At 63.0% G+C, this 14,577-nt stretch carries 12 protein-coding genes; 6 read left to right on the forward strand and 6 right to left on the reverse strand.

All coding sequences use genetic code 11. The features are described 5' to 3' along the window. The first annotated feature begins 133 nt into the window (after positions 1 to 133). Positions 134 to 1,975, forward strand: coding sequence for a dihydroxy-acid dehydratase (ilvD, locus tag ACF8E5_RS07815; protein ID WP_058638145.1), 1,842 nt, complete (start codon positions 134 to 136; stop codon positions 1,973 to 1,975). Between the two features lie 93 nt (positions 1,976 to 2,068). Here ilvD and ACF8E5_RS07820 read toward each other — a convergent pair whose 3' ends face one another. Then, on the reverse strand, positions 2,069 to 3,124 hold the full coding sequence (locus ACF8E5_RS07820; RefSeq protein ID WP_197844092.1) for a haloacid dehalogenase-like hydrolase: 1,056 nt from the start codon (positions 3,122 to 3,124) through the stop codon (positions 2,069 to 2,071). Between the two features lie 241 nt (positions 3,125 to 3,365). On the opposite strand from ACF8E5_RS07820, the gene ACF8E5_RS07825 reads away from it, so the two are divergent. Beyond that, positions 3,366 to 4,757 carry an L-cystine transporter gene (locus ACF8E5_RS07825; RefSeq protein ID WP_058638147.1) on the forward strand — a complete coding sequence of 464 codons (1,392 nt, stop codon included), beginning with the start codon at positions 3,366 to 3,368 and terminating at the stop codon, positions 4,755 to 4,757. A gap of 47 nt (positions 4,758 to 4,804) precedes the next feature. On the opposite strand, the gene ACF8E5_RS07830 is transcribed toward ACF8E5_RS07825, so the two are convergent. Next, positions 4,805 to 5,320, reverse strand: a complete 516-nt coding sequence (locus tag ACF8E5_RS07830) for a dihydrofolate reductase (protein WP_058638148.1) — start codon at positions 5,318 to 5,320, stop codon at positions 4,805 to 4,807. A 54-nt stretch (positions 5,321 to 5,374) separates the two neighbouring features. On the opposite strand from ACF8E5_RS07830, the gene ACF8E5_RS07835 reads away from it, so the two are divergent. Next, positions 5,375 to 6,766 (forward strand): DUF2868 domain-containing protein, encoded by a 1,392-nt coding sequence (locus ACF8E5_RS07835; protein ID WP_196121343.1) that lies wholly within the window; start codon positions 5,375 to 5,377, stop codon positions 6,764 to 6,766. Next, positions 6,759 to 8,123 carry a GTPase/DUF3482 domain-containing protein gene (locus ACF8E5_RS07840; protein WP_392475094.1) on the forward strand — a complete coding sequence of 455 codons (1,365 nt, stop codon included), beginning with the start codon at positions 6,759 to 6,761 and terminating at the stop codon, positions 8,121 to 8,123. The genes ACF8E5_RS07835 and ACF8E5_RS07840 overlap by 8 nt, the downstream gene beginning before the upstream one ends. A gap of 21 nt (positions 8,124 to 8,144) precedes the next feature. Here the strand turns inward: ACF8E5_RS07840 and ACF8E5_RS07845 are convergent, their stop codons facing one another. Further along, entirely contained in the window at positions 8,145 to 10,403 is a 2,259-nt protein-coding gene (locus ACF8E5_RS07845) for a heavy metal translocating P-type ATPase (protein ID WP_392475095.1), read from the reverse strand. A gap of 81 nt (positions 10,404 to 10,484) precedes the next feature. Here ACF8E5_RS07845 and cadR point away from each other — a divergent pair, with 81 nt between their 5' ends. Next, positions 10,485 to 10,928 (forward strand): Cd(II)/Pb(II)-responsive transcriptional regulator, encoded by a 444-nt coding sequence (cadR, locus tag ACF8E5_RS07850; protein ID WP_058638152.1) that lies wholly within the window; start codon positions 10,485 to 10,487, stop codon positions 10,926 to 10,928. Between the two features lie 127 nt (positions 10,929 to 11,055). On the opposite strand, the gene ACF8E5_RS07855 is transcribed toward cadR, so the two are convergent. Genes ACF8E5_RS07855 through ACF8E5_RS07865 form a run of 3 tightly spaced genes read right to left on the reverse strand, consistent with a single transcriptional unit; the run spans position 11,056 to position 13,682 of the window. Then, a complete protein-coding gene (locus ACF8E5_RS07855; protein ID WP_058638153.1) occupies positions 11,056 to 12,027 on the reverse strand; it encodes a thymidylate synthase in 972 nt (323 codons plus the stop codon). A 49-nt stretch (positions 12,028 to 12,076) separates the two neighbouring features. Then, positions 12,077 to 12,883, reverse strand: a complete 807-nt coding sequence (gene lgt / locus ACF8E5_RS07860) for a prolipoprotein diacylglyceryl transferase (RefSeq protein ID WP_058602872.1) — start codon at positions 12,881 to 12,883, stop codon at positions 12,077 to 12,079. A gap of 16 nt (positions 12,884 to 12,899) precedes the next feature. After that, positions 12,900 to 13,682, reverse strand: coding sequence for a sulfite exporter TauE/SafE family protein (locus ACF8E5_RS07865; RefSeq protein WP_058638154.1), 783 nt, complete (start codon positions 13,680 to 13,682; stop codon positions 12,900 to 12,902). A 127-nt stretch (positions 13,683 to 13,809) separates the two neighbouring features. On the opposite strand from ACF8E5_RS07865, the gene ACF8E5_RS07870 reads away from it, so the two are divergent. Then, positions 13,810 to 14,556 carry an NRDE family protein gene (locus ACF8E5_RS07870; RefSeq protein ID WP_392475096.1) on the forward strand — a complete coding sequence of 249 codons (747 nt, stop codon included), beginning with the start codon at positions 13,810 to 13,812 and terminating at the stop codon, positions 14,554 to 14,556. The last annotated feature ends 21 nt before the right edge of the window (positions 14,557 to 14,577 follow it).

Genomic DNA, 14,577 nt, shown 5'->3' on the forward strand with positions numbered 1-14,577 from the left:
CTCTGGCCAAGCACGCGGCGATCCCGCGCGGTCTTCGGCCCCATCCGTGCCAGTGGCAACCGGCCTGCGGTACAGAGGACAAGAGAAGCTCACTCCCCTTTCTGTGACCTGATTAAGCCGCCAGGAGTGTTTCATGCCTGATTATCGTTCCAAGACTTCCACCCACGGCCGCAACATGGCAGGTGCACGCGCCCTGTGGCGTGCCACCGGCATGAAGGACGAAGACTTCAAGAAGCCGATCATCGCCATCGCCAACTCCTTCACCCAGTTCGTGCCGGGCCATGTGCACCTCAAGGACCTGGGCCAGCTGGTCGCTCGCGAGATCGAGCGCGCCGGTGGCGTGGCCAAGGAATTCAACACCATCGCGGTCGATGACGGCATCGCCATGGGTCACGACGGCATGCTGTACTCGCTGCCCAGCCGTGAAATCATCGCCGACGCGGTGGAGTACATGGTCAACGCGCACTGTGCCGATGCCATCGTCTGCATCTCCAACTGCGACAAGATCACCCCCGGCATGCTGATGGCTGCCTTGCGCCTGAACATTCCGGTGATCTTCGTCTCCGGCGGCCCTATGGAAGCCGGCAAGACCAAGCTGGCAAGCCATGGCCTGGACCTGGTCGACGCCATGGTCATCGCCGCCGACAGCACGGCCTCCGATGAAAAGGTCGCCGAATACGAGCGCAGCGCCTGCCCTACCTGCGGCTCGTGCTCTGGCATGTTCACCGCCAACTCGATGAACTGCCTGACCGAGGCGTTGGGCCTGGCCCTGCCGGGCAACGGTTCCACCCTGGCCACCCACTCGGACCGCGAGCAGTTGTTCCTGACGGCCGGCCGCACCATCGTCGAGCTGTGCAAACGTTACTACGGCGAGAACGACGCATCGGTCCTGCCGCGCAGCATCGCCAACTTCAAGGCGTTCGAGAACGCCATGATGCTGGACATCGCCATGGGGGGGTCGACCAACACCATCCTGCACCTGCTGGCTGCGGCGCAGGAAGGCGAAGTGGCATTCGACCTGCGCGACATCGATCGTCTGTCGCGCAAGGTGCCGCAGCTGTGCAAGGTGGCGCCCAACATCCAGAAGTACCACATGGAGGACGTGCACCGCGCCGGCGGTATCTTCAGCATCCTGGGCTCGCTGGCCCGTGGCGGCCTGCTGCACACCGACCTGCCCACCGTGCATAGCCGCAGCATGGAAGAAGCCATCGCCAAGTGGGACATCACCCAGACCGACGACGAGGCAGTGCACACCTTCTTCAAGGCTGGCCCAGCTGGCATCCCGACCCAGACCGCGTTCAGCCAGTCGACGCGTTGGGAAACCCTGGATAACGACCGCGAGAACGGCTGCATCCGCAGCTTCGAGCACGCGTATTCACAAGAAGGTGGTTTGGCCGTGCTGTACGGCAACATCGCCCTGGACGGCTGCGTGGTGAAAACCGCCGGTGTCGACGAATCGATCCACGTGTTCGAAGGCACGGCCAAGATCTTCGAAAGCCAGGACAGCGCCGTGCGTGGCATCCTCGCCGACGAAGTGAAGGCCGGCGACATCGTGATCATCCGCTACGAAGGCCCGAAAGGTGGCCCGGGCATGCAGGAAATGCTGTATCCCACGTCGTACCTCAAGTCCAAGGGCCTGGGCAAGGCGTGCGCCCTGCTCACCGACGGCCGATTCTCGGGAGGCACCTCGGGCCTGTCCATCGGTCATGCCTCGCCGGAAGCGGCAGCAGGCGGCGCCATCGGCCTGGTGCGCGACGGCGACAAAGTCCTGATCGATATCCCCAACCGCTCGATCAATCTGCTGGTGAGCGATGACGAGCTGGCCGAGCGCCGCGCCGAGCAGGACAAGAAGGGCTGGAAACCGGCTGAGGTACGCCCGCGCAAGGTGACGACAGCCTTGAAGGCCTACGCCCTGTTGGCGACCAGTGCCGACAAAGGTGCCGTGCGCAACAAGGCGATGCTCGAAGGGCTGTGATACCCATCCAGCATGACGAGAACCGGCGCTTCGAGCGCCGGTTTTTTATTGCCAAGACAGCGGCCTCGCGCATCCATCACGGATGCAACCTGCTCACTGAATCTGTTCAGGCGTCACGATCACCCAGTTCTTGTCTGCCGTCACCGGCAACCCTTCCTTGGCCTGGGCCGCTGCCTGCCTGGCGATCATTCCTTCGAGCTGCTCCATGTACTTGGGCTTGCGGTTTATCCACAGGTGGATCCCGCCCTTGCCGACATCCACGCCATGAAACTGCATGTAGCCATCGCTGGTCGGGGTATCGCCGCCCACCAGCACGGGCTTCTTCCATTCATCGATGTAGGTCAGGATCGCCGCTTGCTTGCCCGCCATCCACGTGGCGGGCGTCCACAGGTAAGGGGTCAGTTCGAGCCCTTCATTAGCCTTGGCATCGTAGTGCCCAGCGCTGATCTGCTTGCGTGCCGTGGTCAATTGCCCCGTGGCACGATCCTTGAGCAGCAGGCTGACCCCGATGACGTTCTGCGGCTTCACGTTGTAGCCGTACTTGGGGTCGGAGGCGACCATGCGCACCAGCTCTTCGGAAGCGGCTGACACCACGTAGACTTCAATGCCGTTCTCCATCAACTTGTTGTACAGCTCGGCCTGGCCCTTGAAGACCTTGGGCGGCTGCACTTCGATGGCCTTGACCTGATCCCCGTCGTAGTAGGTGCTGGGCACAGGCTTGCCGGATGCCATGAGCGCGTCTACCTGTTCTTTCAGTTCCTTGAGGGTGAAGCCGGAAAACACTTGCGCCACCCAGGGGTAGCAGACCATGTCGTCGATCTCACACAGCCGGTAGTAGTAGCTGAACAGGCTTTCCTTGTGCTCGGCGCTGTCCTTGAAGGGGATGAGTTTCAGCGAAGGGTCCAGCTTGTCACGGCTCAGCAGCCCTTTGTTCTCCATGAATGGCAACAACGCTTCTTCAAGGTCGTAGCGGTAGCTGGTGTTGTCCATGTCGAACACCGCATAGTTACCCTTATGGGCATTGGCGATGATCATGCGGTCGAGCTGTGTGGCGGCTTCGGCTGGCCAGTGGTCAAGCTCGGTAGCGGAGGTTTGCCAGCTGAACAGCAGGGACAGGCCGATGGCGGCGGTTTTGAGCGCAACGTTCATGTACGAATCTCCTGAAACGACTGACAGACGCTATTCGAGTGAGCCCTGTCAGCACCGCTCGATTGCGACCTTTACACCCCAGTAAACGCCTCGCTCATTACAATCCACGACGCCTCTTTATTCCATTTGCGACTATATAAATTCGATTTGGATATAAATTCGTTTGTTTTCAGGCTGTTAGCATTTCCGTTCGCAATCGCACATAGAGGCGGCGCCTCATCTTCTCGTTTTCGGAGCTTCAATGAACCTGCCACTGCTGCTAAACCTGCTGGCGTTCCTGGCCTTGTTGCTAGGACTGGCGCAGACCCGCCGTACCGACTGGAGCCTGGCCAAGAAAGTGCTGCTGGGCCTGGCACTTGGCGTGGGCTTCGGCCTGGCCCTGCATACGATCTATGGCGCAGGGCACCCCGTGCTCAAGACCACCATCACCTGGCTGGACCTGGTCGGTAACGGCTACGTAGGCCTGTTGCAGATGATCGTCATGCCGCTGATCTTCGCCTCCATCCTCAGCGCCGTGGCGCGTCTGCACAATGCCTCTTCCCTGGGGCGCATCAGCGTCTTGAGCATCGGCACGCTGCTGCTGACCACGGCCATCGCTGCCCTGATCGGCATCCTGTTGACCAACCTCTTTGGCCTCAGTGCCGAAGGCCTGGTGGCAGGCGCCCAGGAGAGCGCACGCATGCAGGTGATCCACAGCGACTATGCAGGCAAGGTCGCCGACCTCAACATCCCGCAACTGCTGCTTTCGTTCATCCCCAGCAATCCGGTTGGCGACCTGGCGCGGGCCAAGCCGACATCGATCATCAGCGTGGTCATCTTTGCCGTCTTCGTCGGCCTGGCCGCCTTGCAGTTGATCAGGGACGACGCCGAAAAGGGTCAGCGTGCACTCTCGGCCATCGATACCCTGCAAGCCTGGGTGATGCGCCTGGTGCGCGTGGTCATGAAGCTCACGCCTTACGGCGTGCTGGCATTGATGACCAAGGTGGTGGCCAGCTCGAACATGGAAGACATCCTCAAGTTAGGCAGCTTCGTAGTGGTGTCCTACCTGGGCCTGGCGCTGATGTTCGTGGTCCACGCCATCATCCTGGCGGCGATCGGGGTCAGCCCGCTGCGCTTCTTCCGCAAGGTATGGCCCGTGCTGACCTTCGCCTTCACCAGCCGTTCAAGCGCTGCCAGCATCCCGCTGAACATCGAGGCCCAGACGCGTCGCCTGGGCGTGCCGCAGTCTATCGCCAGCTTCAGCGCCTCATTCGGGACCACCATCGGTCAGAATGGCTGTGCCGGGCTTTACCCTGCCATGTTGGCGGTGATGGTCGCGCCAGCGGTTGGCATCGACACCTTCGATCCGCTATGGATCGCCACGTTGGTGGCCATCGTCACGCTCAGTTCGGCCGGTGTGGCCGGAGTTGGCGGCGGCGCTACCTTCGCCGCGCTGATCGTGCTGCCGGCCATGGGCTTGCCGGTGGAGCTGGTGGCCCTGCTGATTTCGGTGGAGCCGCTGATCGACATGGGCCGTACGGCGTTGAACGTGAACGGTTCGATGACGGCTGGCGTGGTAACCAGCCAGCTGCTCAAGGAAACCGACAAGCAGGTACTGGCCGATGATGAACACGCAGCATTAAGCCATACCTGAGTTCACGGGGGGCCGCACGGCGCGGCCCTTTCCTCGCGCAACAGGCGTCAGGCCTTGTCCCACACCTCGAAGTGATACAACGGCTTACCTTCCTCAGCCTGCGCCTGACTGGACAGCAGCGTCCACTGCTTGCGATCGAAATCCGGGAACCAGGCATCGCCCTTGGGCGACAGCTCGACCCGCGTCACGTACATCCGGCTGACGAGTCCTTGCTCCAGCGCCTGCCCGTAGAGCTGCGCACCACCGATCAGCATCAGCTCGTCGACACCTTGCTCGCGCGCCCACTGATCAGCCCGCACCAGCGCGTCTTCCAGCGAAGCGAAAACTTCGGCACCGGCCAGTTCTAGCCCGGGCTGCCTGCTGACCACGATATTCAACCGCCCAGGCAGCGGCCGTCCCAGCGAGTCCCAGGTCTTGCGGCCCATGATGATGGGCTTGCCCAAGGTGGTGGCCTTGAAATACTTGAAGTCCCCCGGCAAATGCCAGGGCATGGAATTGTCGATGCCTATCACGCGGTTGTCGGCGCAGGCCACGATCAGGCTTAAGGGCAGTAATGTCTTCATGCCGGCGAGAATAGCACCGCGCGGGTGAGTTATGCTGCTGCCACGACCTGTGCAATGGAACACCCTGTGACTGCACCTTCTTTGCTGGACAAGCGCTGGCTCACCGAGGCGATACGCCTGCGCGAAGAACATGCCGGCCCTCTCGAGGACCAGGAAGCGAACCGCCGTGCCCGCCAGCAAGGCGGCAGCCTGGCCCTGCGCATCGAGACCCGCGCGCTGCTGCTGGCCGAACGCGACGGCTTGACCGCCGCGTTGCGGCGTTGGAAGCAAGGGGCACGCCTGGCGCTGGTGGCGATGGTGTTGATGGCCGTGCTCAGTGGCGGCGGCCTGGCGTTGGCCGCACTGGGTGACGGGCAGCGGCCGGTGAATGTGTTCTGGGCGCTGGGCAGCCTGCTGGGGCTGAACCTGGTCATGTTGCTGGGCTGGTTGATCGGCTTGTTCCTGAGCGGTGAGCACGGCGCGCTGCTGGGGCGGCTTTGGCTGTGGTTGAGCGAACGCTTTGCCCGCGACGCCCGTGCCGCCCACCTGGCGCCGGCCCTGCTGGTGCTGCTGCAACGCCAACGCCTGGGCCGTTGGTTGCTGGGTTTGCTGGTCCACAGCCTGTGGGTGGCGGCCATGCTGAGCGCGGTGGGTGTGCTGCTGACATTGCTGGCCACCCGGCGCTATGGATTCGTCTGGGAAACCACGTTGCTGGCGGCCGAGCCTTTCATCGCCATGACCCAGGCCCTGGGCGCCCTGCCCGCGCTGCTGGGCTTTGCGGTACCTGACCCGGCCATGATTCGGGCCAGCGGTGACACCGCACCGGCCCTGGCCATGACGCGCCAGGCATGGGCCAGCTGGCTGCTGGGCGTGGTAGTGGTCTATGGCGTGCTGCCGCGTCTGCTCCTGGCTGGCGTGTGCCTGTGGCGCTGGCAGCAAGGGCGCCAACGCCTGGCGCTGGACACGGACCTGCCAGGCTACATGCCGCTGCGCGACAGGCTGATGCCCAACAGCGAGCGCCTGGGCGTGCAGGACGATGCGCCCGACACACTGCCGCAATTCAAGGCTCAGCCGTCACTCATTGAAAATGCCGGCGCACTGCTGGTCGGCGTCGAGCTGGATGATCAGCGCCCTTGGCCGCCGTCATTGCCCGCCAATGTCGCTGATGCCGGTGTGCTGGACAGCCGGGAGTCGCGGCATCGTCTGCTTGAGCAACTGGGGCGTTTTCCACCCGCGCGCCTGGCCATTGCCCTCGACCCTGAGCGCTCGCCGGACCGCGGTAGCCTGGCCTTGCTTGCCGAGCTGGCGCGCAATGCAGGCAGTACGCGTATCTGGCTGTTGCCTGCTGTCGCTGATCAGCTTCGCGACGAACGGCGCCTGAATGACTGGCGTGAAGCCCTGGATCGCCTGGGGCTCCCTCATGCTGACACTTTACCGTTGGCTTGGTTGGAGCACGGTCATGACTGAGCCCTTGAAGCTGGCCGTGGTAGGCCACACCAACGTGGGCAAGACCTCGCTGCTACGCACCCTCACGCGTGACGTCGGTTTCGGGGAGGTCTCGCATCGCCCCAGCACCACACGCCATGTGGAAGGGGCTCGCTTGTCCGTGGACGGGGAGCCTCTGCTGGAGCTCTACGACACACCGGGCCTGGAAGACGCCATCGCCCTGCTCGACTACCTCGAACGTCTCGAACGCCCTGGCGAGCGCCTGGATGGCCCGGCGCGGCTGGAGCGCTTTCTGCAGGGCAGCGAGGCGCGCCAGCGCTTCGAGCAGGAGGCCAAGGTGCTGCGCCAGCTGCTGGCAAGCGATGCCGGGCTCTATGTCATCGACGCCCGCGAGCCGGTGCTGGCCAAGTACCGTGACGAACTCGACGTGCTGGCCAGCTGTGGCAAGCCACTTCTGCCGGTGCTCAACTTTGTCTCCAGCCCCCAGCATCGCGAACCGCAGTGGCGTCAAGCCCTCGCCCGGCTTGGGCTTCATGCATTAGTGAGATTCGACACCGTAGCCCCACCAGAAGATGGCGAGCGCCGCCTGTATGAGAGCCTCGCCCTGCTGCTGGAAGATGCACGCCCTAGCTTGCAGCGCCTGATCGACGATCAGCAGGCCCAACGGGTGGCCCGCCAGCAAGGTGGCAAACGCCTGATCGCCGAATTGCTGCTGGACTGCGCCGCCTGTCGTCGCAGCGTGGAAGGTGAACCTTCTGCCCAGGCACAGGCCATCGAGGCGCTCCACCAGGCCGTGCGCCAGCGTGAACAGCGCTGCGTGGAGGCTCTGCTCAAGCTCTATGCGTTCCGGCGCGACGACGCGCATGCCAGCGACCTGCCGTTGCTGGACGGGCGCTGGGGGGACGATCTGTTCAATCCTGAAACCCTGAAGCAGCTTGGAGTGCGTGTAGGCGGCGGTGTAGCGGCAGGCGCGGCGGCCGGGGCCGGCGTGGACCTGCTGGCAGGTGGGCTTACCCTGGGCGTCGCCGCCTTGGCCGGGGCCATCGCCGGCGGCGCCCTGCAGACGGCACGCGGCTATGGCGCGCGCCTGATGGGCAAGCTCAAGGGCAAACGCGAGCTGACCGTCGACGATACCGTCCTGCGCTTGCTAGCCTTGCGTCAGCAACAGCTGATGGCGGCACTGGACCACCGTGGGCACGCCGCTCAGGACAGTATTCGCCTGGGCCCCTTGGATGAAAAGACCTGGCGTCAGGGCAAGCTGCCCGAACCGCTGGTGCGGGCTCGCGCGCACCCGCAATGGTCCACGCTCAACCCAGGTGCTAAACCGAACCAGGCCCAGCGTCAGGAGCAGCTCGAAGCGCTGGTGCAGCAACTCTAGGCCTGGCCTTTCAGGCGGTGGTCACTTGCGCAACAAGCGCAGACCGTTGAACACCACCAGCAGGCTCACGCCCATATCGGCGAATACGGCCATCCACATGGTGGCCAGCCCGGCGAAGGTAATGCCCAGGAAAATCGCCTTGATCGCCAAGGCCAGCACGATATTTTGCTTGAGGATCGCTGCGGTGTGCCGCGACAGCCTGATGAACGCAGGGATCTTGCGCAGGTCATCGTCCATCAGCGCCACATCGGCCGTTTCGATGGCAGTGTCGGTGCCAGCCGCCGCCATGGCGAAGCCGATTTCGGCCCTGGCCAGCGCCGGCGCGTCGTTGATGCCGTCCCCGACCATGCCGACGCGATGACCTTGGTCGTACAGCGCCTGGATGCTACTGAGCTTGTCGGCTGGCAGAAGGTTACCTTCGGCCCGATCAATGCCTACCGTACGCGCGATGGCCGCGGCGGTGTGCGGGTTGTCACCGGTCAGCATGGCTGTCTGGATGCCCAGTGCATGAAGCTCGGCAATGGCTTGCCGGCTGCTTTGCTTGACGGTATCGGCCACCGCAAACAATGCCAGGGGGCCTGATGCGTTGAGCAGCAACACCACCGTCTTGCCCTGCTGTTCAAAGGCATCGAGCTGGGCTTCCAGTTCGGGTGAACACAGCCCCAGCTCCTCGACCAGGCGATGGTTGCCCAGGTGCAACACCTCACCCTCGATGGTGCCACGCACGCCACGGCCCGCGATCGCGGTGAAATCCCGGACCTCACTGTGGGGCAGGTCGTTGTCCTGGCCGAACTGGGCTATCGCTCGCGACACGGGGTGATCGGAGCGTGCAGCCAAGCTCGATGCCAGGGCCTGCGCACGATGCTCGAACGCCGGTTGCAGGGCCTTGAAGTCTGTCTGGACGGGCTTGCCGTGGGTGATCGTGCCGGTCTTGTCCAGGGCCAGGAAGTCCAGGTGGCGCCCGCCTTCGAGGTACACCCCGCCCTTGATCAGGATGCCTTTGCGCGCCGCAGCCGCCAGGCCACTGACGATGGTGACGGGGGTCGAGATCACCAGTGCACAGGGACATGCCACTACCAGCAGCACAAGCGCACGATACACCCAGTCGAACCAGGTGCCGTCCAGCAGAAGCGGCGGGACGATCGCCACGGCCAGCGCAAGGGCCAGCACCGCCGGCGTATAGATCCGCGAAAACCGGTCGACGAAGCGCTGGGTTGGCGCCCGCGCCCCTTGCGCCTGCTCGACAGCCTTGATGATGCGAGCCAGTGTGGACTGACCGGCCACGGCGGTGGCTTTGATTTCCAGGGCACCTGCCTGGTTGATGGTGCCGGCGAAGACCTTGTCGCCCAGGCCCTTCTCCACCGGCAGGCTTTCACCGGTGATCGGGGACTGATCGACGCTGGACTGCCCGCTGATCACCTGGCCATCGAGCCCGATACGCTCGCCTGGCCGTACGCGCATCGTCGCGCCGACAACGACTTCACGTACGTCCATTTCGCGCCATTGGCCGTCGGCCTGTTGCACGGTCGCCATGTCCGGCGCCAACTGCATGAGCCCGCCAATGGCATTGCGTGCACGGTCCAGCGAGCGGGCTTCGATCAGTTCGGCCACGGTAAAGAGCACCATCACCATGGCTGCTTCCGGCCATTGGCCGATCAGCAACGCACCGGTGACCGCGATGCTCATGAGGGCGTTGATGTTGAGGTTTCGGTTTTTTAGCGCAATCCAGCCCTTCTTGTAGGTACCCAGACCACAACCCAGGATCGCCGCCAGTGCCAGCGCAGCCACCAGCCATTGCGGCGCGAGCTGGGCGAAGTGCACGATTTCGGCGCCCAGGGCTGCCAGGCCGGACAGCGCCAGCGGCCACCAACCCTGCTGGCGCGGCGGCGCTGGCACGGTAGCGCTGTCCGCATCACCCACGAGCGGCTCGGCTTTCATCCCCAGGCTGTCGATGGCCCGTTCGATGTCGGACGTGCCATCGAGCGTGTGCCTGACCCCCAGGATGCGACTGATGAGGTTGAATTCCAGCGCCTCGATGCCAGCCATCTTGCCCAGTTTGTCCTGGATCAGCGTCTGCTCGGTCGGACAATCCATGGCATCGATACGGAAACGGCTGAGCTGGGCCTGCTCGCTGGGAATGGACGTCAACTGCACGTGGGCAGGCGCGGCCTGCGTGCTGCAACAGGTATGACCCTGATCGCCATGGCGCACGTCGTCATGGGCATGGTCATGATTGTGCTCATGATGATGCGTGTGTTCAGGGCTGACAGACTTGTTCATGGGTCATCCTTAATTGAGTCTGTTGCCAAGTGAACACCCTGTAGCCACTATAGGGTCAAGCGAATGCCAGGAGTTTTCAACATGAAGATCGGCGACCTTGCCAAGGCGACGGACTGCGCTGTGGAGACCATTCGTTACTACGAACGCGAAAAGCTCCTGCCTGAGCCTGCGCGCAGCGAGGGCAATTACCGGATGTATACCCAAGAGCATGTCGAGCGCCTGACATTCATACGCAACTGCCGCACGCTGGACATGACGCTCGATGAAATCCGCAGCCTGCTGCAGCTGCGTGACAGCCCTCAGGCCTCGTGCGGCAGCGTGAATGCCTTGATCGACGAGCATATCGAGCACGTCCAGGCCCGGCTCGATGGGTTGGTGGCATTACAGGCGCAACTGATGGATTTGCGAAGACGGTGTAACGAGGAAGGCGCGCAATGCGCCATTTTGCAGCAGCTAGAAACCAACGGCGCTGTGACGGTGCCAGACATCGAGCATTCACATGTTGGGCGTAGCCATGGGCATTAGTGGGCGTGACTAGCCTGCCGGAACAATGGTCTTGCGCCGCATCCAAGGGCTAGCGGATTTCGGGTAGGAGCGTCCCGGCTAGGCCGCTCCTGTGGGGATCGTACACTGGGGGTATGAAAGGGATCCCTCAGACCGCCATCGGCGCCGTCATCGGGGCATGATGCTCATACCCTTCGAGCCAGAAATCACTCGGCTCGATCTGCTCAAGCCACTGCGGCTCGTACTTGCCTGTGTCGGCGAACGCCGGGACCCGATCGCTTATCACCAGTTTGGGCGCTTCCAGCGGCTCGCGCTTGAGCTGCTCGTTGAGCATGTCCAGGTGGTTCTCGTACACATGGGCGTCGCCGATGAAATAGGTGAACCAGCGCGGCGTGTAGCCGGTCAGCCGGCCGAACAGCGCCAGCAATGCCGCTCCTTCGGTGAGGTTGAATGGTGTACCCAGGCCAAGGTCGTTGGAGCGGATGTAAAGCGTCAGTGAAAGCTCGCGCGTTTCCACGTTGGGGTGGAACTGGTAGAGCAAGTGACAAGGCGGCAGGGCCATTTCATCCAGCTGGGCGCAGTTCCAGCCGTGGAACAGGATGCGTCGGCTGCCAGGATCGTTGGCGATGGTGTCCAGGCACTGGCGGACCTGATCGATGGCCTTGTAGAGGATGACAAACGCCACGCCACCCTCTTCATCCTGGGCAATCTGCCGGAAGCCGGCCTTTTCCGCCATCTCGATCGCGGCCTGATTGCTCAGGGCGATGCGCTTGTAGCCCGGCCATTGCCGCCACTGTACCCCGTAGATCTCGCCCAGGTCGTCATGGCCCTGGCGGAACGGGTTGGCCAACCACTGGGCATTTTCGTTGGCGTTCTGGTCCCAGACCTTGCAACCCAACTCACGGAATTGGCCGGCATTGCGAACCCCGCGCAGGAAGCCCACCATTTCGCCGATGGCCGACTTGAACGCGAGCTTGCGCGTGGTGATAGCGGGGAAGCCCTTCTGCAGGTCGAAGCGCAGCATCGCCCCTGGCAGGCTGATGGTGCGGATGCCGGTACGGTTTTCCTGCAACGTGCCGTTTTCGATAACGTCGCGGACCAGGTCCAGATACTGTTTCATGGCTTACCTGTAGCTAGACGGCAGGGGATCGCCCCTGCCGGGAGAGTGATCAGGCGGGTGTCGCCGTAGGCTTGCGATTATAAGCCCACCAGATGAGCCCAAGGCCAGCCACGATCATGGGGATGCACAGAATCTGACCCATGGTCAGCCATCCCCACGCCAGGTAACCGAGCTGGGCATCCGGCACCCGCACGAACTCGACGATGAAACGGAAAATACCGTAGAACAACGCGAACATTCCGGAAACTGCCATGGTTGGCCGGGGTTTGCGCGAGTACAGCCAGAGAATCACGAACAGTGCCACGCCTTCGAGGGCGAACTGATACAGCTGCGAAGGGTGACGCGGCAACTGCGCCGGGTCGCTGAACGGCGGGAAGATCATCGCCCATGGCACATCGGTCGGTTTGCCCCACAGTTCAGCATTGATGAAATTGCCGATACGCCCGGCACCCAGGCCGATCGGCACCAGCGGGGCGACGAAGTCCATGAGTTCGAAGAACGACTTGTTGTTGCGCTTGCCGAACCACAGTGCAGCCAGCATCACGCCAATGAAACCGCCGTGGAACGACATGCCGCCTTTCCAGACCTCGAAGATCAACGTCGGGTTGGCCAGGTACGCGTGCAGGTCGTAGAACAGCACATAGCCCAAACGTCCCCCTACGATCACGCCCATCGACAGCCAGAAGACCAGGTCGGAAAGCTTTTCGCGGCTCCAGGTAGGGTCGAACCGGTTGAGGCGGCGGGTGGCCAGTAACCAGGCCCCGCCAATGCCGATCAGGTACATCAGGCCGTACCAATGGATTTTCAGCGGTCCGATGGCCAGTGCCACGGGGTCTATCTGCGGGTAAGGCAGCATTTAACATCCTCTCGATTCAAATCAGAAAGCTCAGGCCTACACAGAACAACAGGGCCGCAAACAGGCGCTTCAACAGGCGCGGTGACAGTCTGTGAGCCAGCCGCGCCCCGTAACGTGCGAAAAACATGCTGGTCACGGCGATGCCGACCATCGCCGGCAGGTAGATGTAACCGACGCTGTGCGGCGGCAGCTGGGGTTCATGCCAGCCCAGCACCATGAAACCCGCTGCACTGGCGATCGCAATGGGCAGGCCACACGCTGACGACGTCGCCACGGCCTGCTGCATGGGCAGGCTGCGCCAGGTCAGGAAGGGTACAGTCAGCGAGCCGCCACCGATGCCGAAAATGGCCGACGCCCAGCCGATTACGCCACCCGCTGCCACCCGTGCAGCCTTGCCGGGCACACCGCGGCTGGCCTTGGGCTTGAGGTCCAGTGCCATCTGCGCGGCAATCACCAAGGCGAAGACGCCAATGATCTTCTGCAGCATGGGCCCCTGGATCAGCGACGCCGTCTTGGCCCCGACACCAGCACCCAGCAGGATCCCCAAGGTCATCCAGGCAAAGATCGGCCATTGCACCGCGCCTTTGCGGTGATGCTCGAGCACGGCGTTGATGGAGGTGAAGACGATGGAGGCCAGGGATGTGCCTACCGCTAGGTGCGTCAACACCGAGGCGTCAAAGCCCTGCAATGTGAAGCTGAACACGAGCACAGGCACGATGATGATGCCCCCGCCCACGCCGAACAAGCCGGCCAGCACCCCCGCACATGCACCTAATACCAGATAGAGCACGAATTCCATTCGGCTTCCCCGAGAAATCAATCCGGCATGGTAACGGAAGCTGGGTTCGCGGCTCTAGTGAAGTCTGTGTCAGGTTGGATCTGTCCCGCTGCCTGGGTACAGTGGAAGAAAACACAGGACCCGAAGAATGTGCCTGATCGTATTCGCGTGGCGGCCAGGGCATGCCCTGCCCCTGATCGTGGCGGCCAACCGTGATGAGTTCTACGCCCGCCCTACCCTGGCGTTGGCACCGTGGGAAGAGGCGCCGCAGGTGTACGCCGGTAGAGACCTGGAGGCTGGCGGGACTTGGCTGGGGATCGGCCCGCAGGGACGTTTCGCCGCGTTGACCAATATCCGCGACCCCAGGCAGGCACTGGGATCGCGTTCGCGTGGCGAATTGGTGGCCGCTTTTCTGAAGGGAGAGCAAACCGTGGAGGCGTATCTGGCTCAGGTGGCCAGCCAAGCCGACCAGTATTCAGGGTTCAACCTGCTCATCGGCAATGACCATGCCCTGGGTTACGTCAACGCCAGGGAAGCAGCGCCACGCCTGCTTGAGGCAGGGGTGTACGGGCTTTCCAATGCGCAGCTTGATACCCCATGGCCAAAACTGGTCAAGGCGCGCAGCCGCCTGGAGGGGTTATTGGAAAAGCCCGATCCAGAGCAACTGCTGGCACTGTTGGCCGATGACGAGCCTGTAGCCGACGCCCAGTTGCCGGAAACAGGTGTTGGCCTGGCAACCGAAAAACTGTTGTCGAGCGCGTTCATCGCCAGTCAGAACTACGGCACACGCGCCAGTACCGTGCTGATCGTCGATGATCGAGGACAAAGGCAGTTCATCGAACGCAGCTTCGGCCCGTTCGGGTCCCTTATCGGGGAGGTGAAACGCTCGGTTTGATCACCCAGGCCGGCCTTGTGC

This window comes from Pseudomonas sp. WSY_20 (assembly GCF_043104335.1).
In the GTDB taxonomy this organism is placed as follows: Bacteria; Pseudomonadota; Gammaproteobacteria; order Pseudomonadales; family Pseudomonadaceae; genus Aquipseudomonas; species Aquipseudomonas parafulva_B.